21 protein-coding genes and 1 tRNA gene are annotated in these 25958 nt (G+C 65.3%); 18 read left to right on the top strand and 4 right to left on the bottom strand.

What is annotated here, in order from left to right; translation table 11 throughout:
• Window positions 1-59 precede the first annotated feature (59 nt).
• On the bottom strand, window positions 60-911 hold the full coding sequence (gloB, locus tag GHK24_RS00840) for a hydroxyacylglutathione hydrolase (RefSeq protein WP_228384470.1): 852 nt from the start codon (window positions 909-911) through the stop codon (window positions 60-62).
• A 27-nt stretch (window positions 912-938) separates the two neighbouring features.
• Between gloB and GHK24_RS00845 the strand changes: the two genes are divergently transcribed.
• The 11 genes from GHK24_RS00845 to GHK24_RS00895 all read left to right on the top strand — a co-directional run bounded on the left by GHK24_RS00845 (window position 939) and on the right by GHK24_RS00895 (window position 11389).
• The gene (locus GHK24_RS00845; RefSeq protein WP_153467524.1) at window positions 939-1664 is read left to right on the top strand and encodes a class I SAM-dependent methyltransferase; all 726 of its coding nucleotides are present in this window, start codon (window positions 939-941) and stop codon (window positions 1662-1664) included.
• Window positions 1654-2145 carry a ribonuclease HI gene (gene rnhA / locus GHK24_RS00850; RefSeq protein ID WP_153467527.1) on the top strand — a complete coding sequence of 164 codons (492 nt, stop codon included), beginning with the start codon at window positions 1654-1656 and terminating at the stop codon, window positions 2143-2145. Before GHK24_RS00845 ends, rnhA begins: the two co-directional genes overlap by 11 nt.
• Window positions 2146-2192: 47 nt before the next feature.
• Window positions 2193-2906, top strand: coding sequence for a DNA polymerase III subunit epsilon (gene dnaQ / locus GHK24_RS00855; protein WP_153467530.1), 714 nt, complete (start codon window positions 2193-2195; stop codon window positions 2904-2906).
• A 101-nt stretch (window positions 2907-3007) separates the two neighbouring features.
• Window positions 3008-4924 (top strand): sigma-54-dependent Fis family transcriptional regulator, encoded by a 1917-nt coding sequence (locus tag GHK24_RS00860; protein ID WP_153467533.1) that lies wholly within the window; start codon window positions 3008-3010, stop codon window positions 4922-4924.
• A gap of 203 nt (window positions 4925-5127) precedes the next feature.
• Window positions 5128-6282 (top strand): ABC transporter substrate-binding protein, encoded by a 1155-nt coding sequence (locus GHK24_RS00865; RefSeq protein ID WP_153467536.1) that lies wholly within the window; start codon window positions 5128-5130, stop codon window positions 6280-6282.
• A gap of 75 nt (window positions 6283-6357) precedes the next feature.
• The gene (locus GHK24_RS00870; protein WP_153467539.1) at window positions 6358-7239 is read left to right on the top strand and encodes a branched-chain amino acid ABC transporter permease; all 882 of its coding nucleotides are present in this window, start codon (window positions 6358-6360) and stop codon (window positions 7237-7239) included.
• Complete coding sequence (locus GHK24_RS00875) at window positions 7239-8102, top strand: branched-chain amino acid ABC transporter permease (RefSeq protein WP_153467542.1); 864 nt, start codon at window positions 7239-7241, stop codon at window positions 8100-8102. The genes GHK24_RS00870 and GHK24_RS00875 overlap by 1 nt, the downstream gene beginning before the upstream one ends.
• Window positions 8099-8875 carry an ABC transporter ATP-binding protein gene (locus GHK24_RS00880; RefSeq protein ID WP_153467546.1) on the top strand — a complete coding sequence of 259 codons (777 nt, stop codon included), beginning with the start codon at window positions 8099-8101 and terminating at the stop codon, window positions 8873-8875. Before GHK24_RS00875 ends, GHK24_RS00880 begins: the two co-directional genes overlap by 4 nt.
• Window positions 8872-9585, top strand: coding sequence for an ABC transporter ATP-binding protein (locus GHK24_RS00885; protein WP_153467549.1), 714 nt, complete (start codon window positions 8872-8874; stop codon window positions 9583-9585). Before GHK24_RS00880 ends, GHK24_RS00885 begins: the two co-directional genes overlap by 4 nt.
• Window positions 9586-9588: 3 nt before the next feature.
• Window positions 9589-11127: an aminoacyl-histidine dipeptidase gene (locus GHK24_RS00890; protein WP_153467552.1), complete on the top strand. Its 1539-nt coding sequence runs from the start codon at window positions 9589-9591 to the stop codon at window positions 11125-11127.
• 186 nt (window positions 11128-11313) lie between these two features.
• Window positions 11314-11389, top strand: a tRNA-Asn gene (locus tag GHK24_RS00895).
• 253 nt (window positions 11390-11642) lie between these two features.
• Here the strand turns inward: GHK24_RS00895 and GHK24_RS00900 are convergent.
• A complete protein-coding gene (locus GHK24_RS00900) occupies window positions 11643-12083 on the bottom strand; it encodes a hypothetical protein (protein WP_153467557.1) in 441 nt (146 codons plus the stop codon).
• 239 nt (window positions 12084-12322) lie between these two features.
• Window positions 12323-14167 carry a translational GTPase TypA gene (gene typA, locus GHK24_RS00905; protein ID WP_153467560.1) on the bottom strand — a complete coding sequence of 615 codons (1845 nt, stop codon included), beginning with the start codon at window positions 14165-14167 and terminating at the stop codon, window positions 12323-12325.
• Window positions 14168-14374: 207 nt separating this feature from the next.
• Between typA and menB the strand changes: the two genes are divergently transcribed.
• From menB to menD, 5 genes are all read left to right on the top strand, one after another.
• Window positions 14375-15214 (top strand): 1,4-dihydroxy-2-naphthoyl-CoA synthase, encoded by an 840-nt coding sequence (gene menB, locus GHK24_RS00910; protein ID WP_153467563.1) that lies wholly within the window; start codon window positions 14375-14377, stop codon window positions 15212-15214.
• A 123-nt stretch (window positions 15215-15337) separates the two neighbouring features.
• The gene (locus GHK24_RS00915) at window positions 15338-16669 is read left to right on the top strand and encodes a mandelate racemase/muconate lactonizing enzyme family protein (RefSeq protein ID WP_153467566.1); all 1332 of its coding nucleotides are present in this window, start codon (window positions 15338-15340) and stop codon (window positions 16667-16669) included.
• 265 nt (window positions 16670-16934) lie between these two features.
• Window positions 16935-18410: a class I adenylate-forming enzyme family protein gene (locus GHK24_RS00920; RefSeq protein ID WP_153467569.1), complete on the top strand. Its 1476-nt coding sequence runs from the start codon at window positions 16935-16937 to the stop codon at window positions 18408-18410.
• Complete coding sequence (locus GHK24_RS00925; protein ID WP_153467572.1) at window positions 18407-19891, top strand: isochorismate synthase; 1485 nt, start codon at window positions 18407-18409, stop codon at window positions 19889-19891. Before GHK24_RS00920 ends, GHK24_RS00925 begins: the two co-directional genes overlap by 4 nt.
• Window positions 19891-21789 (top strand): 2-succinyl-5-enolpyruvyl-6-hydroxy-3-cyclohexene-1-carboxylic-acid synthase, encoded by a 1899-nt coding sequence (gene menD / locus GHK24_RS00930; protein ID WP_153467575.1) that lies wholly within the window; start codon window positions 19891-19893, stop codon window positions 21787-21789. The genes GHK24_RS00925 and menD overlap by 1 nt, the downstream gene beginning before the upstream one ends.
• Window positions 21790-21904: 115 nt before the next feature.
• On the opposite strand, the gene GHK24_RS00935 is transcribed toward menD, so the two are convergent.
• On the bottom strand, window positions 21905-23797 hold the full coding sequence (locus GHK24_RS00935) for a propionate--CoA ligase (protein WP_153467578.1): 1893 nt from the start codon (window positions 23795-23797) through the stop codon (window positions 21905-21907).
• A gap of 881 nt (window positions 23798-24678) precedes the next feature.
• Between GHK24_RS00935 and GHK24_RS00940 the strand changes: the two genes are divergently transcribed.
• Window positions 24679-25182 (top strand): C40 family peptidase, encoded by a 504-nt coding sequence (locus tag GHK24_RS00940; RefSeq protein ID WP_153467581.1) that lies wholly within the window; start codon window positions 24679-24681, stop codon window positions 25180-25182.
• A gap of 68 nt (window positions 25183-25250) precedes the next feature.
• Window positions 25251-25958 (top strand): leucyl/phenylalanyl-tRNA--protein transferase, encoded by a 708-nt coding sequence (aat, locus tag GHK24_RS00945; RefSeq protein WP_340666066.1) that lies wholly within the window; start codon window positions 25251-25253, stop codon window positions 25956-25958.

Genomic DNA, 25958 nt, shown 5'->3' on the forward strand with positions numbered 1-25958 from the left:
GCATTGTGGGCAAGGCGCGCCGCTTGCCGCGTTAAAACACGCACCTTGAAAGAGGTGCCTTAAAAAACGTTTTTCCAGGCCCGCAAGGCCGCAAAGATCCCGGCAGGATTGTCCGCCGCCGGCACGGGAAGCTGTCCGGAGTGTGCGGATTGCGAGGACTTCGCGCACCAGTCGCGCACCGAGGCGATCACGCCGGGGGCATCGCAGCGCAGGAAGGGATTGGTCGCTTTTTCCAGGGCAATGGTCGAGGGCACGCTCGGCACACCTCTGGCACGCGCCTCGGCGACAAGGGCCGCCCGCTCGGCAATCGCCGCGTTCCCCGGCTCGACCTGCTGCGCGAAACGCAGATTGGCGGCGGTGTACTCGTGCGCGCAATACACCTCGGTCGTCTCAGGCAGCGCAGCCAAGGTTGTGAGCGACGCGAACATCTGCTCAGCCGTGCCTTCGAAGAGACGGCCGCAGCCGGCACCAAACAGCGTATCGCCGCAAAAAAGTCTGCCGGCGCCATAATAGGCGAGGTGTCCACGCGTATGTCCGGGAACCGGGAGGACGGCGAAGGAGGCGGCAAGGGCGTCAATCGTGAGGGTTTCGCCCCCGCGCAACGGCTCGGAAAGCGCTGTGATAGACTCCGCCGCCGGTCCGAATACCGCCGTGCGCACGCCCTTTTCCGCCGACACCTCCAGCAAACCGGCAATGCCTCCCTGATGGTCGGCATGATGGTGCGTGATGAGGATCGCGGCCAGTTGCAAGTGTTCGCGCGCCAGCACGGCGAGTACCGGCGTGGCATCGCCGGGATCGACCACCAGCGCCTGATTGCCGCGATGCAGCAACCAGATGTAGTTGTCGGCGAATGCCGCAATCGGCATGGGCGACACAGTGTCGGGAGAGGTGGGCATCGCGTTTTTTTGCATCGGGCAATTCTGGGAGATCGTCGCGAAATGTCAATTCCGGGACTCGACGCATGGCTGGAGACGCCGCAGGGCCGCTACGTCATGGCGTGGGAAGAGGCCCGCCTGACCGCGATCACTGCCGACGTCTTCGGCTACAACGCGCTCCAGTTCGGCCTGCCGCAATACGGCCTCCTCGACGGCAACCGCATTCCCTTGCGGCAGAAAATCGGCGAATCCGGCGCCGTCGATGCGCGCTGCGACCTGCGCCAACTGCCGTTTCCCGCAGCCAGCATCGACCTGATCGTCATGCCGCACGTCCTCGAGTTTTGCAGCGACCCGCATCAGATCCTGCGCGAAGTCGAGCGCGTGCTGATCCCGGAAGGACAGTTGCTCATTACCGGCTTCAACCCTTTCTCGCTCTGGGGGCTGCGCCGCCGTCTGCCACGACGTCCGGATGGTTTCCCCTGGAACGGCGACTATCTGTCGCTGGTGCGTCTGAAAGACTGGCTCAAGCTGCTCGGCTTTGAACTCGACCGGGGCGCCTTCGGCTGCTACGCGCCCCCCTTCAACGATGCCGACTGGCTGCGCCGCAGCCATTTCATGGAGGCCGCCGGCGACCGCTGGTGGGGGTTTGCCGGCGGTGTCTATTTATTGAGGGCGATCAAACGCGTGCACGGCATGCGCCTGATCATGCCCGCCTGGAACCCGCGACGCGTGCCGCGCAAAGCCGCCTCCGCCGTCGCCCGCAAGGAGATACATCACGATGAGTTGTGAATCCGCCACGTCGACCGCTGCGCCGGTCGCGACCTCCCTCGTCACCATTTACGCCGACGGCGGCTGCCGCGGCAACCCCGGCCCCGGCGGCTGGGGCGCGCTCTTGATCGCTGGCGACAACGAGAAAGAACTCTGGGGTGGCGAAGCCCACACCACCAACAACCGGATGGAACTGACCGCTGTCATCCGTGCGCTGGGCGCTCTCAAGCGGCCAACGACGGCCCGCGTACTGACCGACTCGCAGTACGTGCAAAAAGGCATCAGCGAGTGGATATTCAACTGGAAGAAAAACGGCTGGCGCACCTCGGACAAAAAGCCCGTGAAGAACGCCGACCTCTGGCAGGAACTCGACACCCTCGCCCGCCAGCACCGCATCACCTGGTCGTGGGTCAAGGGACACGCTGGCGAACCGGGTAACGAACGCGCCGACGCGCTGGCCAATCGCGGCATCGACGACGTTGTCGCCGGACGCATCGCCTAAGCTTCGCCACGTTTCCTTACTGCTCGTCCAACCGCTCAGGTCTATCCATGCGCCAAATATTCCTCGATACCGAAACCACCGGCCTCGAACACAAGCTGGGGCACCGCGTCATTGAAATCGCCGGCGTCGAAATGAAAAACCGCCGCCTGACGCACCATCATTTCCACTACTACCTCAACCCCGACCGCGACATCGACGAAGGCGCGCAAGCCGTGCACGGCATCAGCCGCGAGTTCTTGCAGGACAAGCCGCGCTTTGCCGAGATCGCCGCCGAGTTCCTCGATTTCATCCGCGGCGCCGAACTCGTCATCCATAACGCGCCCTTCGATATCGGCTTTCTCAACGCCGAACTGGCGCGCCTCGACATGGCGCCCGTCACGACGCTTTGCGCGGGTGTTTGCGACACCCTGCGCATGGCCAAAGACCTGCATCCGGGCAAGCGCAACAACCTGAACGCGCTCTGCGAGCGCTATCAGGTCGACAACTCGCACCGGACCCTGCACGGCGCCTTGCTCGACGCGGAAATCCTCGCCGAAGTCTACGTCGCCATGACGCGCGGCCAGGAAAGCCTGCTGATGGACCTTGGCAGCACGCCAACGCCGGAAGCAACCGTCACCGAAAGCGTGCAGCCCCGCGCACACGCTGCCGCCCTGCGCGTCTATCGCGCCAGCGACGACGAAATCGCCGAACACGCACGCGTCCTCGCCAGCATTCAGAAAGAGAGCAAAGGCCACTGCCTGTGGCTGGCGGACGCCGACTGAGCGCACCGCCGGCGGGGGAGTGCGACGGCGGGATTGCACTCAAACAGCATCGCTCTATACTCCTCAGAAAAACGGGCAACGACCCGTCGAGGAGACAAAACATGAATACCGCCTTGTCGGCGCCGGCCTTGCGTCAGGCGCGTCTACGCCTGCTCGAGCGCGGCGACTGCCCCAGCGAGTTGCTCGGCGAACGCCTCGCCCGCTCGTGGCGACGCAGCATGGCGGCGGGGCTGCTTCCCTCCAGCCACGTCAACGACGACGAGAACCTCTGTGGTGGCCATTTACTGCACGCCCTCGCCCACCAGCAGGAGTTGCTGGCGCATGCGCGGCCGGTCATGGACTACCTCTTCGAGCAGGTACGGCATAGCCGGAGCATGGTCGTTCTCGCCGACCATCAGGGTGTCTTGATGCGCACGCTGGGTGACGCCGACTTTCTCGACAAGGCCGAACGCGTCGCACTCTCCGCCGGCGTCTCCTGGCATGAGCGCCAACGCGGCACCAACGCTATCGGCACGGCGCTGGCTGAAAACGCCGCCGTCGAAGTGCATGGCGCTGAACACTACCTCGAACGCAACGCCTTCCTGACCTGCGCGGCAGCGCCGATCCTCTCGGCCAGCGGCGAGCTTCTTGGCGTGCTCGACATCTCCGGCGACCAGCGACGCCGCCACCCGCATACGCTCGGCCTCGTCAACACCGCCGCGCGCATGATCGAAAACCGCCTCCTGCTCGCCGACGAGCGATGCCGCTTCCGGCTGCATCTGCACGCGCACGCGGAAGGCATCGGCAGCGTCGCCGAAGGTATCGTCGCGCTCTCCGAAGATGGCTGGATCATCGGCGCCAACCGCGCCGCGTTAAGCCTGCTGCGCCTGACACCCGCCGACCTCGGCCGCACGCCGCTGACGCAAGTGTTCGACAGTGATCTGGAGACGCTGCTCGCACACAGCCGGCGCCAGCAGAAGCGGCCAATGCAGCAACACCTGCGCGATGGCAGCCCGCTCTTCGTCGAGGCGCACGGCGCGCTCAGCCCCGTCGGCCGCGCCAGCGTCTGCACGAGCGATGGCGCCGCCGAGACACGCGATGACGCACTCAGCCGTCTCGACACCGGAGATACGCGCTGGCACGGCGCCACCGAGAAAGTTCGGCGCATCCTTGGCAAACCCATTCCGCTTCTGATCCACGGTGAATCTGGCGTCGGCAAGGAACTGCTGGCACGCGCCGCCCACGACAGCGGGCCGCGACAGCAGCACCCCTTCGTAGCCATCAACTGTGCCGCCATTCCCGAAAACCTCATCGAAGCGGAGCTGTTTGGCTACCTGCCCGGCGCCTTTACCGGCGCCCGCCGCGAAGGCAGCCCCGGACGCCTGCGCGAGGCGCACGGTGGCACGCTGTTTCTCGACGAAATTGGCGACATGCCCCTGCTCATGCAAAGCCGCCTACTGCGCGTCCTGCAAGAACGTCAGGTCGTGCCGCTGGGCGGCAGCGTGCCGATTGATGTCGATTTCGCGCTGGTCTGCGCCACCCACCGCACCCTGCGCGACGAAGTCGAGCGCGGCAACTTCCGCAGCGACCTTTACTACCGCATCAACGGCCTGACCCTGCACCTGCCAGCCCTGCGCGAACGCAGCGATTTTTCGGCGCTCAGCGAGCGACTGCTGCGCGATCTCTGTCCGCAGCGGCGGCTCCACGTCGCGCCGGATTTGTTCGCCCGTCTTGTCCAGTACCGCTGGCCTGGGAATCTGCGCCAGTACGCCAGCGTGCTACGCACCGCCTGCGCCATGCTGGATGAAGACGAATGCCGCATCGACTGGCCGCATCTGCCGGACGACGTGAGCGAAGAGTTAAGAACCATCGCCGCCGATGCGCCTGCCGTCAAAGCGGACGGTGGCGCCCACAACCTCGCGCAACTGTCGCGGCTGGCCATTCGCCAGGCGCTCGAGACCTGTCAGGGCAACATCTCGCAGGCCGCCCGCCGGCTCGGAATCAGCCGCCAGACGCTCTATCGCAAGCTGCACGATTGAGCCGACGACGCCGTCAGCGCGACAATGACATGCGGGTTTTTTCTGCCAATTGAGGCAAAGCACTTGATCGGCAAGCGAAAAGTGGGGCCGCGAAACGCTATAATGCCCGACTCGTCCCTTTGGTTTGCCGAACCATCGCCGTCCGGCCCACCAACCAAAGTCACGGCTCTCTTCATTACCACTGAAAACTGACTGGAGAAGGTATGCGCTTCGCTTGCAAAACGCTCGTCCTCGTCAACGCTCTCGCCTGTGCCGGGCTGGTTCAGGCCGCTGACATCAAGATCGGCATTGCCGAAGCCCTGACCGGTGGCGCAGCGCAATACGGCGTCGCCATCAGCAACGGTTTTCAGCTGGCCGCCGAAGAAATCAACGCCAAAGGCGGCATCAACGGCAACAAGATCACGCTGGTGATCGAGGATGAGCAAGGCAAGAAAGAAGAAAGCATCAACGTTTTCAAGAAGCTGATCTTCCAGGATAAAGTCCTGATGATCTTCGGACCGACGCTCTCCAATTCCATGTTCGCCGCCGGCCCCGTGGCCAACGCCGCCAAGACCGTCGTCTTCGGCACTTCGGTGACGGCCAACGGCATCACCGATGTCGGCCCCTACGTGTTCCGTAATTCCGTCATGGAATCGGATGTGCTGCCCGTGACCGTCGCCACCGCGACCAAGCACTATCAGCTGAAAAAAGTAGCGGTGATCTACGGCAACGACGACGCCTTCACCAAGAGCGGTTACGACGTTTTCAAGAAGGTGCTCGAAGAGCAGAAGCTGCCGGTGACGACGACCGAAACCTACGTCAAGGGCGACGTCGACTTCAAGGCGCAACTGACCAAGATCAAGGGCTCGAACCCTGACGCCGTGGTCTGTTCCTGCCTCGCCGAAGAGGCTGCCAACATCATGTTGCAAGCGCGTGGCCTCGGCATCAAGGCGCCGTTCATCGGCGGCAACGGCTTCAATTCGCCGAAGCTCTTCGAGATTTCCAAGCTGGCGGGCGAAGGTACCTTCGTCGGCAGCCCGTGGTCCAATACCAACCCGGCGCCGGCCAATCAGGCTTTCGTCGCCGCGTACCAGAAAAAATACAAGGCTGAACCCAACCAGTTCGCCGCTCAGGCTTACGACGCGCTGAACGTAGCCGCCGCCGCCCTGAAAGATATCAAGCTGTCGGGCGATATCGTCGCCGACCGCGAAGCGCTGAAAAATGCGCTGCCGAAAGCCACCATCAGTGGCGCGACCGGCCCCTTCAAGTTCCGTCCGGCCAAAACCCGGAGCGGCCAGCCTGGCGGCTGGGATGCGGATCAAAAACCGTTCATTTATCTGGTCAAGGGTGGCAAGTTTACGCTCTATAGCAGCAAGTAAGCCTGTCGCACCCAACAATGCGGGGCGGATGAAAATCTGCCCCGCATTGTATTTGGCCCCCTGCGGAACCCTCCGATGCTTGAACAACAACTTCTCAACGCCTTGACGCTCGGCAGCGTCTACGCGCTGTTCGCCCTGGGGTTTACCCTGGTGTTCGGCGTGCTGGCGGTCATCAACCTCTCCCATGGAGCGGTTTTCATGGTCGGCAGCTATGCCGCCCTCGCTCTGGTGACGCATTTCGATGCGCCGCTCTGGCTCGCCATCCTCGGCGCCATGCTGATCAGCGGCACCATCGGCCTGCTGGTCGACGTGCTGATCCTCAAGCCACTGCGCGCACGCAACGCGCCGCACTTGATTCCGATGATCGCCACCATCGGCGTCGGCATCATGCTCACCAGCGCGGCGCAAGGCATGTTCGGCGCTGAAGTCCTGCGCTTCCCCGAAGAAACGCTGCCCGCCGGCGAGTTCATCGTCGGCAACGTGCACGTCCGGGCGCTCGAACTGGCCATCGTCGCCATCGCCTTCATTCTCATGGCGGTGCTGTTTACGCTGATCAAGCGGACACAACTGGGCCGCGCCCTGCGGGCAATCGCCGAATCGCCGAAAGCGGCCTGGCTGCTGGGCATCAACGTCGAAGGGCTGTTTCACGTCACGTCCTTCGTCGCCGCGGCACTGGGCGGCGTCGCTGGCGTGCTGATCGGCCTCGACTTCAACGCGATCACGCCGCAGATGGGCCAGCCGATCCTGCACAAGGGCATCGCCGTCATCATTCTCGGCGGCATGGGTGACATTCGCGGCGCGCTGATCGGCGGTCTCTTCCTCGGTTTCGCCGAGGTGATCAGCAAAGCCTACCTGTCGAGCCAGATGGGCGACGCGGTGGCCTTCGGCCTGCTCTTCCTGATCCTGCTGGTGCGGCCTTCGGGGCTGTTCGGGCGCAAGCTGGAGAGAAAAGCATAATGGAGTGGTTCAACGATTTCTGGTCGACCTACAGCACGCTGGTGTTCTCGGTCGGCGTACACGCCCTCCTGGCGCTGTCGATCTGGCTGACGCTGTCCTGCGGCCTGCTCTCGCTCGCCAACGCCGCCTTCATGGGCATCGGCGCCTACGTTTCGGCGCTGCTCACGCTGCAACTTGGCTGGTCCTTCCCGGCCGTCCTCCTAGCCGGCGGACTCGCGCCGGCGCTGGTGGCGCTGATCATCGGCGCGCCGGTCTTGCGTCTGTCGGGCGTCTATCTGGCGATGGCGACGCTAGCCTTTGGCGAAGTGGTTCGCATCACCGTGCTCAACCTCGAGATCACCGGCGGCCCGGAAGGCCTGAACGGCATCCCGCTGCTGACCGAAGGCTGGCATATCGCCCTGATTCTGGCGCTGACGCTGTACGGCCTCGCCCGCCTGCGCCGTTCCAAGGTCGGCCGGGCCTTTGAAGCGATCAAGGAAGACGAGGTGGCCGCCCGCCTGATGGGCATCGACGTCGATCGCTACAAGCTGCTCGCCTTCGTCCTCGGGGCCGTCATCGCGGGCGTCGCCGGGGCGCTGAATGCGCACTTCACGTTCTTCATCAGTCCGCGCGAATACGGTTTCGAGAACGCCGTCGACATCATCACCATGGCCGTCCTTGGCGGCACCGCCAACCTGATCGGCCCGGTTCTCGGTGCTTCGATCATCACGCTGCTGCCGGAACTTCTGCGCTCGCTGCATGACTTCCGCTCCTTCGTGAATGGCGCCGTGCTGGTGCTGGTGGTGCTGTTCCTGCCCAAGGGCATCTGGGACCCGCGCCGTTTTCGTGGCTGGCTGCAACGAGTCAAGGGAGGTCGGGCATGAGCGATCCCACGCTGCTGTCCATCCGCAACGTCGGCAAACACTTCGGCGGCCTGCATGTTTTGCAGGATGTCAGCTTTGAAGTGCCGGCGGGTAGCATCTACGGCCTGATCGGCCCCAACGGCGCCGGCAAGACGACGGTATTCAACCTCGTCACCGGCCTGCTCGAACCGAGCAACGGCACCATCGAGTTCATGGGAAACAGCCTCGTCGGCCTGCCGCCGCAGCGCATCACCCACCGCGGCATCGCCCGCACGTTCCAGAACATCCGCATCTTCAAGGAGATGAGCCTGCTCGAAAACGTCATGGTGGGCATGCACGACCACCTGAACTACAGCCCGGCCGCCATCTTTTTCAACACCGGCGCCTGCCGCAGCGCGGAAAAGCGCGCCCGCGAGCGCGCCTTCGAGCTGCTTTCGTGGGTCGGTCTGGAGCACAAGTCGGACATGCTCGCCGACAACCTCTCCTACGGCGACCAGCGCAAGCTTGAATTCGCCCGCGCGCTGGCCACGGAACCGAAGCTCCTGCTCCTCGACGAGCCGGTGGCCGGCATGAATCCCTCCGAAAAGACGATCCTGATGGAGGAAATCCGCAACATCCGCGACCGTGGTTACGGCGTTTTCATGATCGAGCACGACATGCGCTTCGTCATGGGGCTGTGCGACCGCATCGCCGTGCTCAACTTCGGTCGCATCATCGCCGAAGGCACGCCGGATGAGGTGCGCAACAATCCCGACGTGATCGAAGCCTATCTCGGCAAGGAGGACGAAGCATGAGCGTGCTCTTGCGCGTACGCGACCTCGCCGTCGCCTATGGCCACATCGAGGCCGTCAAAGGACTGACCTTCCACCTCAACACGGGCGAAATCACCGCGCTGGTCGGCGCCAACGGCGCCGGCAAAAGCACGACGCTGCTGGCGCTCTCCGGGCTGCTCAAACCGGCACGCGGCAAGATCGAATTCGACGGCGAAGACATCACGGCGCTGCCGGCGCACCAGATCGTCAAGCGCGGCGTCGTGCAGGTGGCCGAAGGCCGCGCCATCCTGACGACGCTGACCGTCGCCGAAAACCTTGTTCTGGGCGCCTACACGCGCACCGACAAGGCGGAGATCGCCGCCTCGCTCGACGAGGTATACGCTCTCTTCCCGCGCCTGAAGGACCGCGCCGACCAGTTCGCCGGCAACCTTTCCGGCGGCGAACAGCAAATGCTGGCCATCGGCCGCGCGCTGATGGCGAAGCCGAAACTGCTGCTGCTCGACGAACCGTCGATGGGATTGGCGCCGATCATGGTGCAGGAGATTTTCCGCACGCTCGTCGAGATCAACCGGCGTGGCCTGACCATCCTTCTGGTCGAACAGAACGTCCGCCAGGCGCTGAAGATCGCCCGCCACGGCTACGTCATCGAGACCGGGGAAATCGTCCTTGCCGACTCCGGCGAAAACCTGCTCGCCAACCCGAAAGTGGAAGAAGCCTACCTCGGAGGCTAGACAATGACGCCTGTCACGGCGGTGGCGGCGGAGCTTCCCGCCGTCTTTCGCGACCTCGAACCCTCCGCCGTCTGGCGTCATTTCGCCACGCTCTGCCAGATCCCCCGCGCCTCCAAAGCCGAGGCCGCGCTGCGCGCCCACCTGTACGACTGGGCGCGCGCCGCAGGGCTGACACCGAGCATCGACGCTGCCGGCAATCTGCTGATTCGCAAGGCAGCGAGCCGAGGCCACGACGAAGCCCCGGGCGTCATCCTGCAAGCGCATCTCGACATGGTCTGCCAGAAGAACGGCCGTAGCCCGCATAACTTCGCCCGCGACGCCATTCACCCTGTCGTGCGCGATGGCTGGCTGCTCGCAGAAGAAACGACACTGGGCGCCGACAACGGCATCGGCGTCGCCCTGATCCTCGCCGTGCTCGCCGACAGGCAACTGCCGCACGGCCCCATCGAAGCCCTCCTTACCATCGACGAAGAAGCCGGCATGGGCGGCGCGCGTGGCCTCGCCCCGGACCTGCTGCAAGGCCGTCTGCTGCTTAACCTCGATACCGAGGAATGGGGCGAGTTCTACCTGGGCTGCGCCGGCGGCATCGACGTCGACGTCAGCCGCCCCGACACCCCGAGCGCCCTGCCCGAAGGCACGGAGGGCTGGCGCATCCGTCTGGAGGGGCTGCGCGGCGGCCATTCGGGCGTCGACATCCACGAGCAGCGCGGCAACGCCATCAAATTGCTCACCCGCGTGCTGTGCGCCCTCGACAAGGCCATTCCCCTGCGTCTGGCGAGCCTGCGCGGCGGCAGCGCGCGCAACGCCCTGCCGCGCGAAGCACACGCGACGCTGGCGCTCCCCACGGGCAGCGAAGCCCGACTGCAACGCCACCTCAGCGACTGGCAAAGCCGGCTACGCCGCGAACTGGCGGGCGTCGACGACGGCGTCCGTCTGGAGTGGGAACGCTGCACGCTCGCCGCCGTGGCGGAAAGCGACGCCCCGGGAGCTGTGCTGGCACCGGCAGAACAAGCCGTCTGGCTCGCCTCACTGCACGCTGCCCCGTACGGTGTGCGGCACATGAGCCGGCAGCTTCCCGGCGTGGTTGAGACCTCGAACAACCTCGGACAAGTCGAACTGACCCCCGCGGGTGGGCGCGCCAACTTCATGGTGCGTTCGCTGCACGAAGCGGGCAGCCAGGCCCTCGCCGACGAAATCGCCAGCCTCTTCGCGCTCACCGGCACGCCGGTAACGCAATCCGGCGCCTACCCCGGCTGGACGCCCAACCCGCACTCGCCCCTGCTGGCGCAATGCCAGCGGGTCTATGCGCAGGAATTCGGCCAAGAAGCGCGCGTACAGGTCATCCACGCCGGACTCGAGTGCGGCATCATCGGCGCCGCGTATCCCGGCCTCGACATGGTTTCCTTCGGCCCGACCATTCGCGGCGCCCACGCGCCCGGCGAGCGCGTCGACATCGCCTCGGTAGCACTCACCTGGCGATTGCTGACGCAGATCCTGGCTGCGCTGGCCGAACGGCCCGCGCCGCCAGCCGCGAGCCGCTAAACGCGCGACGGCCAGCGCCGCACCCATTTGCACGACTCGCGCCCTTGCACTCGTCACGCCTATCGCGCGAGTGAGTCGTGCAGATCGCACGGCGCCCCCACTAAATCGAAAGCCCCTTTTTTACAGCCATTCGATTAAACCTGTTGACGAAGTGGCAATCCATCATTATCATGCGCGCTTCGTTGTTCCTCGATAGCTCAGTCGGTAGAGCGCCGGACTGTTAATCCGTAGGTCCCTGGTTCGAGCCCAGGTCGGGGAGCCAGAAATTCAAAGGCCCGCAGAAATGCGGGCCTTTTTATTTTCGGTTGCTGTTTTATTCTGTGGGTTATTTCGCGCCTAACGCGCAAGACTGGCTCGCGGGCCTATTCCCCCAGATACCCTCACAGAAACTCTGTGGGACGCGCGCATCCTAACTGGCAGGCCGGCGCCTCCCAGCCTGAGCTATTCAGCGAGCCCGGGAGCCTCCCTGCGCAGAGAAAAGCCCCCCCCCGCACGCGGCTGGCGGGGCTTTCTGCTCAGTCCTGCACGATCCTGATCCAGACAAAAAGCAACTGCCCTTGCGACTCGGCGAGCTGCGCCAGTTCGGCCAAGGCAGTGAGGAGCTCAAAGACCCCCTCCTCGCCGTTTTCATTCCCCTCGAAGGCCTCCGTGGCCGCCAACTCGGCGGCGACGGTCTCCAGTGCCTCCTCGTCGAGTTCAACCAACGCATCGGCCAGGGAAGTATCGATGCGCAGGATAAGGGTTTCGTTATCGCCTTCGACGACGCAAACCGGCTCGCAATAATCCATTGCCACATGCAAGGGATCGCCGGTCAGCAGGGAATGCAGGGCCGCCAGACGGGCAGTATCCAGCCCCGGCGATTCAATGCCGCTCCATTCATGCAAGGGCGACGCAGACGCCGCCAGATCGGAGTATTCGTCTTCGTCGGCAGAAACAATGCAGGTCATGAATTCCATGGTGGGTATTCTCCGGGTAATTAACGGACGATCACACGATATGGACAGGCACTACCAATATCACTGATCGTCTTATTCCGCCGGCACACCTATTTGCTAACGGAGCAGCAATCCTTGCACAAAGGTTTGCCGAAGCGACCTGTAAAATGAAAAATGCATGATCCGGCATTACCGAAATCATGCATTTCCCGTTACGACAGGAAATATCGGGCACATGGCCCGATACGACACGCCGCAGATCAGTTGTCCGAACGCTGTGCGCGACGACGATCCTGCTCCGTCAGGTGACGCTTGCGGATGCGGATGTTCTTCGGCGTGATCTCGACCAGTTCGTCGTCGTCGATAAACTCGACCGCCGATTCCAGCGTCAGCGCGACCGGCGGCACCAGACGAACGGCCTCATCGGTCCCCGAAGCGCGCACATTGGTCAGCTGCTTGCCCTTGATCGGATTGACGACAAGATCGTTTTCACGACTGTGGATGCCGATGATCATGCCTTCGTAGAGGCGATCGCCCGGCACCGTGAACATACGGCCACGATCCTGCAGCTTCCACAGCGCGTAGGCGACAGCCTCGCCCTGCTCGGCCGAGATCAGCACGCCATTGCGGCGGCCGGGGACTTCGCCCTTGACCGGCGCGTAGTCGTCGAAGACGTGGCTCATCAAGCCCGTGCCGCGCGTCAGGTTGAGGAATTCGCCCTGGAAGCCGATCAGGCCACGCGCCGGAATGCTGTACTCCAGACGGACGCGGCCGCGACCGTCGGAAACCATATCCTGCAACTCGCCACGACGGTAGCCGAGGGCTTCCATCACGCCCCCTTGGTGCACTTCTTCGACGTCGAGCGTGAGCAACTCCCAAGGCTCCAGACGCTCTCCATTGACTTCCTTGTAGATCACGCGCGGACGACCGACCGCCAGTTCGTAACCTTCACGACGCATCGATTCGAGCAGGATGGTCAGGTGCAACTCGCCGCGACCGGAGACGATGAAGCTGTCGCTGTCTTCGGTATCTTCGACGCGCAACGCCATGTTGGTCAGCAGTTCTTTTTGCAGACGCTCGCGGATCTGGCGGCTGGTAACGAACTTGCCTTCAGTGCCGGCGTAAGGCGAGGAATTGACCATGAAAGTCATGTTCAGCGTCGGCTCGTCGACCTTGAGCATCGGCAGCGCTTCGGGCTGATCGTTGTCGGTGATCGTGCAGCCGATCGACAGTTCTTCGATCCCCGTCACCAGCACGATATCGCCAGCCACCGCTTCGTCGAGCGCGACGCGCTCAAGACCGCGGAAACCGAACACCTGATTGACCTTGGCGCTCTTCGGCGAACCGTGTTCAAAATTGCCGTTCGCATCGGGCTGGCCGTAGAGAACGGTCACTGACTGCGCCGACTTCAGACGCCCACGCTGGATGCGGCCGATACCGATGCGCCCGACGTAGGTCGAATAATCGAGTGCGGAAATCTGCAGTTGCAGCGGCTCATCGATTTCGCCGGCTTCGGGCGGCGGCACGTGCTTGAGAATGGTCTCGAAGAGCGGGCGCATATCCGGCGAAGGCTGCGCCAGATCGAGCGTGGCAAAGCCATTGAGCGCCGAGGCGTAGACCACCGGGAAATCGAGTTGCTCGTCATTGGCGCCGAGCTTGTCGAAAAGGTCGAAAGTGTGATCAACCACCCAGTCCGGACGCGCGCCATCGCGGTCAACCTTGTTGATGACGACGATGGGGCGCAGACCAAGCGCCAGGGCCTTCTTGGTAACGAAGCGCGTTTGCGGCATCGGGCCTTCGACGGCATCGACCAGAAGCAGAACACCGTCGACCATCGACAGCACGCGCTCGACTTCACCGCCGAAGTCCGCGTGCCCCGGGGTATCGACGATATTGATGTGCACGCCTTCGTAGTCGACCGCCGTGTTTTTGGCGAGAATCGTGATGCCGCGCTCTTTTTCGAGGTCGTTGGAATCCATGACCCGCTCGACCAGATGTTGGTGCGCAGCGAACGCACCCGCCTGTCGCAGCAATTTGTCGACCATGGTGGTCTTGCCGTGGTCAACGTGGGCGATGATGGCGATGTTGCGAACTGGACGGGACATGGAGGCAAGACCTTGAAAAAAGGGCAGAGATTTTACCATGAAGACACCCCCAAGGCCGTGACTTTCATACAAGTTTCATCTTCGCGCCATGCGAGGACGCCACGAGACGCCGCCTTGGCAAGGTTTGACACAGCCGGTAACCTTCGCCCGATCCCCGACGCAAGCCCCTTGTTGCGCCGTTCCTCCTGCCACGAAACGATTCCCGACATGTCCAATCCGATCCGCACCGCCCTTGCCTGGCAAACACGCGTCAGCTACTCCGACATCACCTACGACTTCGCCGACGGCATTGCGCGCATTGCCATCAACCGGCCGCACAAGCGCAACGCCTTCCGCCCGGAAACGGTCAGCCAGCTGATCGACGCCATGCACCGCGCGCAGTTCGACCGCGAAGTCGGCGTCATCGTCCTCACCGGCGCCGGCCACGAAGCCTTCTGTTCGGGCGGCGACCAGACGGTGCGCGGCGACGACGGCGGTTACCATGACGAGGACGGCACCCCGCACCTCAACGTGCTCGACCTGCAGATGCAGATCCGCCGCTGCCCGAAACCGGTGGTGGCGATGGTCGCCGGTTACGCCATCGGCGGCGGCCACGTGCTGCACCTCGTCTGCGACCTGTCGATCGCCGCCGACAACGCGCGCTTCGGCCAGACCGGCCCGCGCGTCGGCAGCTTCGACGCCGGTCTCGGCGCCGGCCTGCTGGCGCGCACCATCGGCATGAAGAAGGCCAAGGAAATCTGGCTGCTGTGCCGCCAGTACGACGCGCAGCAGGCGCTCGACATGGGGCTGGTCAATACCGTCGTACCCCTTGCCGAGCTGGAAGAAGAAACCGTGCGCTGGTGCCAGGACATGCTGCGACTGTCGCCGATGGCGCTGCGCATGATCAAGGCCGGCTTCAACGCCGACACCGACGGTCTGGCCGGCATCCAGGAACTCGCCGGTAACGCCACCGGGCTTTTTTACATGAGCGAAGAAGGACTCGAAGGCCGCAACGCCTGGCTCGAAAAGCGCGCGCCGGATTTCAGCAAGTTCCGCCGCCGCCCCTGATGTGAGCGAGCGCCCTTTTCCGCCGCCCCTGGCCCGCCGCTCCATCGTCAGCGCCCAGCCCGTCGCCGTCCTAGACGGGAAGGCGGCGGGTAACAGCACGCACAGCGCCTCGGAAATCGCCGCATGACGCCCGCCACGCCCGGCGCCGATCAACGGATCGTGGCGGCACGCCTGCTGCGCTACCGCCTGCCGCTAGCGTCCCCCTGGCTCTGCGCCGCCGGCGGTTTCACGCAGAGGGAAGGCTGGCTGCTGCGCCTCACTCTCAGCGACGGCCGCCAAGGCTACGGCGAATGCGCGCCGCTCGCCGGCACCCCGGGCGAATCGCCACTCGCCGCCTGCCGGCAACTGAAGCGCCTGTGCCGCCAACTCCCCGGACAGACGCCCAGCACCGTCTGGCAAACGCTGCGCGCACTGGCGCCCGCCGCCAATCACCCCGCCCCGCCATCACTCGTGGGCCGCCTCGCCCCGACCGTCCGCGCCGCCCTCGAATCCGCCATCCTCGATCTGTGGTCGCAGCAACGTGGCGAAAGCCTGCGCGCGGCTTTGCCCACCCTCGCCGGCGCCGAGGGCACCGCTACCGCACCGCCCGTCGTTAAACCGGCCTGCGCCGATAGCGTGCGCGTGAACGCGACGCTGGGCGCACTCGCCCGTTTCTCGGACGCAGCGCTCGCCGACGCACTGAACGCGGCGGCCAACGAGGGCTTCGGCATCGTCAAACTGAAAGTCGGCGTCGCCGCCGTCGACAGCGAGATCGATACCCTGCGCCGCGCCGTACAGGCGATGGACGGCACGCTCACGCTGCGCCTTGACGCCAACGGTGCCTGGAACGAAGAGGAAGCGACACGCTTCATCGACGCCTGCGTCGGACTGCCGGTCGACAGCCTCGAAGAACCGCTGGCGCTGCCGGCGACGCAGTGCGCCCCGCCACGCCGTGGATCGGTGCAGCGCCAACACGCACTCGGCACGCACCTCGAAGCACTCACCCGCCTGCAGGCACGCAGCCCCTTCCCGCTGGCCTTCGACGAGTCGTGGCCGATCATTGCCAACCTCCGGCAATGGGGGCGCCCGGCGGACGGCAGCGACGTTGATGATCCGTCAGGGCTAGCGCTGCCGCTACGCCGTCTGGTCATCAAGCCGCCGCGCCAGGGCGGCCTGCTGCCTTCGCTACTCCTCGCCCGCCACGTTCTCGCGCAGGGGCTGGAGGTCGTCGTCACCAGCAGCATCGATTCGAGCTGCGGCATTCTCGCCGCCGCCCAACTGGCTGCCTGTATCGACGCCGAACAGCCTGCCCACTTGCCACACTGCGCACCGCCCACGCACGGACTCGCCACGGCGCGCTGGCTGGCTAGCGACACAGGGGAAAGCGCCACCGTCGCGCACGGCCGCCTCCACCTCCCGACATCCGTCGGCCTCGGCTTCACACCATGGCCAGCACTGGCCACCTCGTTCACCTAAACCCAGCACAGCAACGACGACGCCACGGCTGCCCCAGCGCCAGCCACCGCGCGCAGTCGCCTACACATTCGGCGACAAGGCGCGGGCGAAAAAACGAGGCACGCGCCCGCCGCGTATAATCGTGAGCTTTTGCACCGCTTGCACCCACGCCTGATCGACCCGCACCACCACCTTTCGTCTACTAATCGCGGCAGCCCCACCGAGAAATCGGCAACGGCCCCCTCGCCGCCCCCATCCCGAACGATCACCGCTCCTGCGCCCACCGATGACGCGACTCGCCACCCTGCTGACTGACCGCGCAGCCCGCACCCCGCAGGCCGTTGCCGTGCGCACGGCGCAGGGCGACTTCAGTTACGCGCAGCTATACCAGCAGGCCACACGCGACGCGCGGACGCTCATGAACGACGAGAGTCACGCGGGCACTCTTGCCGACACAGCGCCAAACGCTCTCACCGCCATCACGGCCATCGCAGGCGGAGCCTGGGATCTGCTGCGTGCGGCATTCGCCTGTTCGTTTGCCGGCACCGCCCTGGCACCACTCGATCCGGCGAACGCGGAGCGGCGCTGGCAGACGCTCGCCGAACTGGGCGGTCGTCACATCCGCCGCCGTACGCTGCCACCAAGCGGCGCAGCGCAAGTCGTCCCAAGCGCCCACGACAACGTTGAGCCGCAGCCCAACGCCCTCCCCGCACCGCCCCCCACCCGCCACGACGCGCCCGCGCTGATCATCGCCACGAGCGGTAGTGAAGGAGCGCCCAAGGCCGTCATGCTCTCGCATGCCAACCTCGCCGCCGCCGCAGGTGCTGCCAATGCGCGCCTGCCGCTTGCCGTCGGCGACGTCTGGCTGGACTGCCTGCCGCTCTACCACATTGGTGGCATGTCGATCCTGCATCGCTGCCTGCACGCCGGAGCGACGATCTCGTTGCACGAGCGCTTTGACGCCGCGACAGTCTGGGAGGACATTGCCAGCGGCACGATCAGCCACGTCTCGCTCACCCCCGCCATGCTCTCACGCCTGCTGGACCTGCCGCACAGCGATGCTGGCGGCGACAGCGCAGGCGCCTCGCCACGCCCGCCGGCCACGTTGCGCTACGCGCTGATCGGCGGCGCCGCACTGTCGCGCCCCCTTTACGAACGCGCCCGCGCCGCCGGCTGGCCGCTCTGCCCAAGCTGGGGCATGAGCGAATCCGCCGCACAGGCCGCCACGCTCGTCGCCAGCGACACGCCCTGGCAGGAAGGCGACGTCGGCACGCTATTGCCCGGCCTCGAAAGCCGCTGCGACGACAGCGGCCGCCTTCACCTGCGCGGCAAGCAGATAATGCTGGGCTACCTCACGCCGACGCTGGCGCCGGGAGTCGGGCTGACGGACGGCTGGTTCGCCACCTCCGATCTCGGCCAGATCGACGCCGCCGGACGCCTGCGCATCATCGGTCGCGCCGACGACATGCTGATCAGCGGCGGTGTCAACGTGCACCCGCTCGACGTCGAATCGCAACTCGCCGCCTGCCCCGGCATCCGCGACATTGCCGTGACGGCAATTGCCGATCCGGTCTGGGGCGATCTGCTGGTCGCCGTTTTCGTCGGCGACGCCAGTCCGGAGAGCGTGCGTGAATTTGGTCGCCAGCAGTTGCCGACCGCGCAACGGCCACGCCGTGTCCTGCGTGTCGCGCAGTTGCCGCGTAACGCCATGGGCAAGATCGAACGCGCCGCCTTGCGCGCACTGGCGCAGGAGGCAACGTGAGATTGCCCCCTCTCCTCGATCCGGCGCAGCGGCACGTACTGCGCGCCCGCCTTGCTGCGCAACTCGTCACTCAACTCGCCGACGCCCCGCCGCACGCGCTGATCAGCCTGACGCTGACGCTGGGTGAGGGCCACTGCCGCTGGCTCGACGCCCGCCTCGACGACCAGCACGCCTTCTGGTGGGCCCGCCCGGACGCCGACGAATGGCATCTGGCGCTCGGCCAGGCGATGATCGTCACCAGCGCCGGACCCAACCGCTTCACCGCCCTGCAAGCCGCCTTTGCCGGCATTTCCGCCGACTGGCGGCACCATGCTCGTGACTGCGGAGATAGTGGCAACAGCGCAGCCCGCCGGCTCCCCGCCGCCCATCTGGGCTTCGCCTTCGACGATGAAGCGCAGGACGATCTGCCCAACGCCCGGCTGATTGTTCCCGCCGTCCTGCTGGTCAGTCGCGGCGGCAAGATCACGGCGACCTTCAGTTGCCCGGCACGCGAGGGCGAGGCGGCGGTCGATGCCTGGCTCGACACGCTGCGCCGTAGTTTTGTGGCGATCCCCAACAGCGCCGCTGGCACCGCGCACCGCCCGCCGAACCTCCCGCCACAACGCCAGCCCGCGCCGCTCGACGACCGCGCTTTCCTCGCCCGTGTGACGGCTGCGCTGGCAGAAATCGCCAGCGGCCGGGTACGCAAGCTCGTCGTATCGCGCCGCGTTCGCCTGCGCGCGAAGCAGCCGATCGCGCTCGCTCCCGTTCTCGCCGCCTTCGCGGAACGCCACCCGGCGTGCACCGTGTACGCCGTGACCCGGCCGGGCATGGCCTTCATCGGCGCCACCCCGGAGCGCCTGATTGCGCTCGACGACGGTATCGCGCGCGCCGACGCACTGGCCGGCACCGCCTGGGCCGCGCCGGAAGCCGCGGCGTTGCGTACGGGCGAAGCCGCGCCAACCGAGTCATTCGCGCTCGACGACGACAAAAACAGTCGCGAGCAGGGGCTCGTCGTCGATGCCGTACGCAGCGCACTGGCGCCCCTGTGCCAGACGCTTGAGCAAGCGGCGGCGCCGGAAGTTCTCCGCCTGCGTGACCTGCAACATTTGCGCACGCAATTCGCCGGACACGTACGCACGGGCGTCGACCTCTTCGACCTCATCGCCGCGCTGCACCCCACGCCTGCCGTCGGCGGCACGCCATCACTGGCCGCCCAACGCTGGCTGCGAGCCCACCGCGACACCCGGCCTGCATGGTTTACCGGCGGCGTTGGCTGGATCGACGCGGGCGGTAACGGCGAAGTCGTCGTCGCCCTGCGCTGCGCGCGGATTTCCGGCGGGTTCGCCGACTGCTATGCGGGAGTGGGCATCGTCCCCGGATCGCGCCCCGAACAGGAATTCGCCGAAACCGAAATCAAGCTCACCGCCGCGCTCGACGCCCTACAGTGTCGCCCCCACCCGGCGCTCGAGTCCGCCCCCACGCCGCGCACCGGAACCTGATGACGCAAGCTCCCTCGCCCCCCCCCCTGCCGGCCGCAAGCGATACCGGCCTCGTCAACCTGCATTGGGCGCAGACGCTGGCGGACGGGCTCGCCGCCGCCGGGCTACGCGATGTCGTGCTTTCGCCGGGCTCACGCTCGACGCCGCTGGCCCTGGCGTTTTTGCGCCATGCCGATCTCGCTTGTACGGTTGTCATCGACGAGCGCAGCGCCGCCTTTTTTGCCCTTGGCCGCGCCAAGGCCAGCCAGCGGCCTGTCGCGCTGCTGTGCACCTCCGGCTCGGCCCCTGCCAACTGGCACCCAGCCGTCGTCGAGGCCGCGCAGGGCAATACGCCGCTCGTGCTCCTCTCCGCCGATCGTCCGACGGAGCTACATGGCTGGGGCGCCAATCAGACGACCGCGCAAACGCGCCTCTTCGCCGACCACGTACGCGCCGCATACGCTCTCGACGCGCCGACCGCCGGCTTTTCGGTCGCCTGGCTGCTACGACTGGCGCACCGCCTCATGCGCGAGAGTCTGTCGCCGCGGCCGGGGCCAGTGCACGTCAACATCGCCTTCCGCGAACCGCTGCTGCCCTCACCGCTCCCGACCGGCGCGCCACCGCGTCCGGCGAACCCGCCAACGCTCCCCGCCGCCCTCGCGGCAAATGCCGTCGTCGATCACACTGCGGCGCCCGAAACCTTCGGGCGACTTGAGCCCATTGACCGCCCCCACCCACGCGAGCAGCCAGGGCAATTCGACCAACTCGCCCAACTCGACCCAATCGATCGACTCGCGGCCAAACTCTCGGGACGACGCGGCATCATCGTCTGCGGCGGCGGCATGGCGCCCGCCGGACTGGCCGAGGCAGTCACCGCGCTGGCGGCGGCGCTGGATTGCCCGATCATCGCCGAGCCGCTTTCCAATCTGCGCTTTGGCCGGCACGACCGCCGCCGCGTCTGCGTGCGGCAAGAATCCGTCCTGCGCAGCGCCGATGGCGCACACAGCGAACGCCCCGACTGGATCATCCGCTTGGGCGATTTCCCGGTCGCACGGCGCTTGCAGGAATGGCTGGCAGCGTTGGCACCGGAGACACACGTCGTCATTGCCGCGCCCGGCCTCTGGATCGACCCGCACCATGCGGCCAGCGACTACCTGCACGGCGACGCCACGGCCTTATGCCGCGCGCTGACGGTGCGCATCCAGTCGCCCGCTCCGGCGCACTGGTGCGCCGCGTTTATCGACGCCAACGCCCGCATCGACCGTGCGCTGGAGCGCCTCACCGAACAGGAGCGCGTGACAAACGGCGGTCTCTGGGAAGGGCTGCTGGTTCCGGAGATCCTCGACCGCCTGCCCGATGGATTCCAGGTGTTTTGCGGCGCCTCGATGGCCGTACGCGACCTCGACAGCTTTTCCGGGGGCGGAGAAAAAACGCTGCAATTCTTCGCCAATCGAGGCGTCAGCGGCATCGACGGCAACATTTCGACAGCAGCCGGTCTCGCCGTCGAACGGCCAACGCTGGCGCTGATCGGCGATCTCACCGCCATTCATGATCTGGGTGGATTGGCGCAGGCGAAGGGCAAGCCGCTCATCGTCGTCGTCATCAATAACGGTGGCGGCGGCATCTTCGAGTACCTGCCGGCACACGCACTCCCGGAGTTTGAGCGCGGCTGGCTGACGCCGGAGCCGGTCAACTTCGCCCACGCGGCCGCCACCTGGGGAATCGCCTTCCGACGCGCTGAAACGCTGGCGGAATTCCGCCACGCGTTCAACGCGGCGCTGACGCCGGAACTCAGCACCACGCCCAATGCGCCAGCCACCCTCGCGCCCTGCCTCATTGAAGTGGTGATCGACCGGCAGTTCAGCGTCGAGCGCCACCGGCACTGGTGGCAAAGCCTCGCCAGCAATGGCGAGGCCTGAAAATCGCTAAGACGCGCCGGTTACGGCACAACACACGGCTACCGATAGCGAACGTGCCGCAACGCCCCGGCGAAGGCGGACGCCCGCAGGCACCGCCCTCGCCGGAGAGACGCAGTTAGGCGCCGAGCGCTTCCTTGAGTTGCTCGAGCGCGGCCGGATCTTCGATCGTCGTCAGATCGCCGGGATCGCGGCCTTCGGCCAGTGCCTGAATCGAGCGGCGCAGCAGCTTGCCCGAGCGCGTCTTCGGCAGCACCGTCACGAAGTGCACGCGACTTGGCCGGGCGATGGCGCCGAGGCTTTCGTCGACCTTCTTGAAGACCTCTTTCTCCAGCGCCAGACGCTGCTCAGGCGTCGCCACGCGACGCGGGTCCTTGACCACCGCGAACGCCATCGGCATCTGCCCCTTGAGCGTGTCGGCGACGCCGACGACCGCCACTTCGGCAATCGCCGGATGGCCCTGCACCGCTTCCTCGATCTCGCGCGTGCCGAGACGGTGGCCGGCGACGTTGATGACGTCGTCGGTACGGCCGAGGATGAAGTGATAGCCCTCATCGTCGCGGATACCCCAGTCGAAGGACGAATACACCAGCGGATCGCGGAACAGCGAGAAGTAGGTCGACACGAAGCGATCATCGTCACCCCATACCGTCGACAGGCAGCCCGGCGGCAGCGGCGGAACGATGCCGACGATGCCCTTTTCGTTGGCATCGCACTCCGTGCCGTCTTCGCGGAAGATCTTCAGGTTATAGCCATAGACCGGGAAGCTCGGCGTGCCGTACTTGATCTTGGTCTTCTCGACGCCCGGCATGGCCGCCAGGATCGGCCAGCCGGTTTCGGTCTGCCAGTAGTTGTCGATCACCGGCAGGTTCAGTTCGCCCATGATCCACTCGTGCGTCGGCTGATCGAGCGGCTCGCCGGCGAGGAACAGGTGCTTGAGGGAGGACAGGTCGTACTTGTGCATGAAGGCCGGGTCCTGCTTCTTCAGCACGCGCGCCGCGGTCGGCGCCGAGAACATGACGTTGACCTTGTAGTCCTCGACGATCTTCCACCAGATGCCAGCGTCCGGACGCAGCGGCGTGCCTTCGTACATGATCGTCGTCATGCCGGCGATGAGCGGCGCGTAGATGATATAGGAGTGACCGACGACCCAACCGATGTCGGAGGTCGTAAACATCGTCTCGCCCTCGGCACCGCAGTAGATGTGCTTCATCGTCGACGCCAGCGCGACGCAATAGCCGCCGGTATCGCGCTGCACGCCCTTCGGCTTGCCGGTGGTACCCGAGGTATAGAGGATATACGACGGCTCGGACGATTCGAGCCAGGTCACCGGTACTTCGGCGTCGATGAATTGCGCGCGCAGCGTCGCGTAATCGACATCGCGCCCGTCGACGCGGTTGAACGACGAATCGAGGCCGCGATCGACCATCAGCACGTGCGCCGGCTTGTGCTTGGCCAGCGTAATCGCCTCGTCGAGCAGATGCTTGTAGGGCACTGCCTTGCCGCCGCGCATGCCGGCCTCGGCAGAAACAATCAGCTTCGGCGCCGCGTCATCGATACGCGTCGCCAGCGAACCCGAGGCGAAGCCACCGAACACCACCGAGTGGATCGCGCCGATACGCGCACAGGCGAGCATGGCGAACGCCGCCTCGGCGATCATCGGCATGTAGATGAGAACGCGGTCGCCACGCTCGACGCCGAGGCTCAGCATGATCGCCGCCATGCGCTCGACTTCGCGCTTCAGTTCGCCGTAGGTGTAGGACTTCTCCTCGTTGGTCTCGGTCGAGATGTAGACCAGCGCACGCGCATCGGGGCGCTTGGCGGCGTGCCGGTCGACCGCGTTGAAACAGAGATTGGTGCGGCCGCCGACGAACCACTTGGCGAAAGGCGGACGCGAAAAATCGAGGACGCTCGAAAACGGCGTTTCCCAATCGACCAGCTTCGCCTGCTCCGCCCAGAAAACATCAGGCTGATCGACGGACTGGCGATGAAACTCCTTGACTGTGCTCATGGAACTCCCTTGTGAAATCGTAGTAGACCTGCCTGCGCAGGCTTATTACGGGTGGCGCAGGCACTGCGCGTGCCACCCGGGCATTGACGGCGCGACTCAACGGAAACGGACCCCGCAGACTCTTCATGAGCCTGATCAGCCAGATACGAACCCGGCGCGAAAGGTTCGCCGGACGTAGCGAACGGCGGGATCTCCACCGTCTCGCGATCTGCCATCCCAGACCCAGTGACGCATGCCGGCAATCGTCCCTCGCAGAGACGAGCGCACCGGCAAACACCAAGACAATTGCCTGCCGCCTGCTGGGCGGCTCCCGAACGAACGCACGTTGCGCCGGCCGGGGCGAATGCTGCAACAAGGCGCGAATGCTGCTGGCCCTGCTCACTGCACATCCACGCTGACCCACCGATCTGAAGCGACTTTTAACATCACGTAACAAAATCGATGAAATCAGACGGATTTCATAAGTACGGGCAAGTATAAACACAAATCAGGGGCAGCAGTAAGGCCCCCCTCCCCCCTGCGCCAGACCCTTGATAACGCTCGATACATCAGCCAACTCGGTCGACGGACGCGGCGGCTGTTGCTGCTTCCTGGGCATGCACGGGGACTGCCGACGCGTGTTCGAAAGCCCCGCCAAACTCGCGCATTCATGCACGGCGAACTGATAATGAATGCAGCTTTCCGCGAATCGCCCGCGTACGATGCATTTCCCACATGAAAAACGCGAGATGACGTTCTATTCGCGGCAGCGGCCAGCGCATGTCAAATGCCATTAAACTGATTGCGTTCATAAGCTTGCGATTTTTTCTTCGATCGCCACATCGCAATAACCCCAATGGCGGCGTTTACATCGGCGGCCTTTTCGACTACATTCGCCCCCCATGTCTGTCAAACGCCTCTTCACTGCCGCCCTTTTTGCCATCAGCCTGGCAACAACCGGTGCCGCAGGTGCCGTCGAGCAGCAAAAACCCCTTGAAGAACAGTCGCTGTTCGAGCGCTACACCAGCAGTGCTCAGGATCTCATCCTCAAGGGACTCGAACTCGTCGGCATCAACTACCGTCACGGCGGCACCAATCCGGATACCGGCCTCGATTGCAGCGGCTTCGTCCAGTTGGTGTACCGCGAAGCCGCCGGCCTCATCCTGCCGCGCACGGCGCGCGAGCAAAGCCAGGTGGGTGCCGTCGTCGATAAAAACGAGCTGAAGCCCGGCGATCTCGTGTTCTTCAACACGATGCGTCACGCCTTCTCGCATGTCGGCATCTATCTCGGCGACAACCGCTTTCTGCACGCTCCCCGCACCGGCGCCGAAGTACGCGTCGAAGACATGCGTCAGAGCTACTGGGTCAAGCGCTTTGACGGTGGCCGTCGCGTCGTCGAACGCTAACTTGCCCGCCGGGCGCACCGCCGCGGTGTCGCCTTCCCCGCCAGTGGCAACTGGCCCGTTGTGATTCCGTGATTTCCTGGCTCACCGCGCATTCCGCCTTCCCGGATACCGCACACGCCCTGCGTGAGCCAAACGGTCTGCTGTGCGCGGGCGGCGACCTTTCCCCCGCACGTCTGCTCGACGCCTACCGGCACGGCATCTTTCCGTGGTTCTCGCCGGGCGATCCGCTCCTCTGGTGGAGTCCGGACCCGCGCATGGTACTTTTCCCCAGCGAGTTCAATTGCTCGCGCTCATTGCGCAAAACCTTGCGCGGCGGACGCTTCGAGGTGCGACTCGACAGCGCTTTCGCCGCCGTGATGGAAGCCTGCGCCAACGCCGCGCGCCCCGGCCAATCGGGCACATGGATATCCCCGGAGATGCGCAACGCCTACGGGCGCCTCCACGAACTTGGCTACGCGCATTCGGTCGAAACGTGGGTGGATGGCGAACTGGCGGGCGGCCTCTACGGCGTCTGCATCGGGCGCATGTTCTACGGCGAATCGATGTTTGCGCACGTCCGCGACGCCTCGAAGATTGCCTTGGCGCACCTCGTCCGTTTTCTCGACACACAAGGGGTTGGCATGATCGACTGTCAGATGAAGACCGGCCACCTGGCGTCGCTCGGCGCCCGTGAGATCGCCCGCAGCGACTTCACCGCGCGACTTGAGGAACTCGTCGCCGATGCGTCGCCGGCGAAGCGCTGGCCGGTCGACGGCGCACAGCAGCCCTGGCGCTGA

Origin of the sequence: Rhodocyclus gracilis (assembly GCF_009617575.1) — a bacterium.
In the GTDB taxonomy this organism is placed as follows: Bacteria; Pseudomonadota; Gammaproteobacteria; order Burkholderiales; family Rhodocyclaceae; genus Rhodocyclus; species Rhodocyclus gracilis.

Coding starts and splice junctions, on each gene's coding strand:
- gloB (WP_228384470.1), bottom strand. CDS start 911: ATGCAAAAAAACGCGATGCCCACCTCTCCCGACACTGTGTCGCCCATG.
- GHK24_RS00845 (WP_153467524.1), top strand. CDS start 939: ATGTCAATTCCGGGACTCGACGCATGGCTGGAGACGCCGCAGGGCCGC.
- rnhA (WP_153467527.1), top strand. CDS start 1,654: ATGAGTTGTGAATCCGCCACGTCGACCGCTGCGCCGGTCGCGACCTCC.
- dnaQ (WP_153467530.1), top strand. CDS start 2,193: ATGCGCCAAATATTCCTCGATACCGAAACCACCGGCCTCGAACACAAG.
- GHK24_RS00860 (WP_153467533.1), top strand. CDS start 3,008: ATGAATACCGCCTTGTCGGCGCCGGCCTTGCGTCAGGCGCGTCTACGC.
- GHK24_RS00865 (WP_153467536.1), top strand. CDS start 5,128: ATGCGCTTCGCTTGCAAAACGCTCGTCCTCGTCAACGCTCTCGCCTGT.
- GHK24_RS00870 (WP_153467539.1), top strand. CDS start 6,358: ATGCTTGAACAACAACTTCTCAACGCCTTGACGCTCGGCAGCGTCTAC.
- GHK24_RS00875 (WP_153467542.1), top strand. CDS start 7,239: ATGGAGTGGTTCAACGATTTCTGGTCGACCTACAGCACGCTGGTGTTC.
- GHK24_RS00880 (WP_153467546.1), top strand. CDS start 8,099: ATGAGCGATCCCACGCTGCTGTCCATCCGCAACGTCGGCAAACACTTC.
- GHK24_RS00885 (WP_153467549.1), top strand. CDS start 8,872: ATGAGCGTGCTCTTGCGCGTACGCGACCTCGCCGTCGCCTATGGCCAC.
- GHK24_RS00890 (WP_153467552.1), top strand. CDS start 9,589: ATGACGCCTGTCACGGCGGTGGCGGCGGAGCTTCCCGCCGTCTTTCGC.
- GHK24_RS00900 (WP_153467557.1), bottom strand. CDS start 12,083: ATGGAATTCATGACCTGCATTGTTTCTGCCGACGAAGACGAATACTCC.
- typA (WP_153467560.1), bottom strand. CDS start 14,167: ATGTCCCGTCCAGTTCGCAACATCGCCATCATCGCCCACGTTGACCAC.
- menB (WP_153467563.1), top strand. CDS start 14,375: ATGTCCAATCCGATCCGCACCGCCCTTGCCTGGCAAACACGCGTCAGC.
- GHK24_RS00915 (WP_153467566.1), top strand. CDS start 15,338: ATGACGCCCGCCACGCCCGGCGCCGATCAACGGATCGTGGCGGCACGC.
- GHK24_RS00920 (WP_153467569.1), top strand. CDS start 16,935: ATGACGCGACTCGCCACCCTGCTGACTGACCGCGCAGCCCGCACCCCG.
- menD (WP_153467575.1), top strand. CDS start 19,891: ATGACGCAAGCTCCCTCGCCCCCCCCCCTGCCGGCCGCAAGCGATACC.
- GHK24_RS00935 (WP_153467578.1), bottom strand. CDS start 23,797: ATGAGCACAGTCAAGGAGTTTCATCGCCAGTCCGTCGATCAGCCTGAT.
- GHK24_RS00940 (WP_153467581.1), top strand. CDS start 24,679: ATGTCTGTCAAACGCCTCTTCACTGCCGCCCTTTTTGCCATCAGCCTG.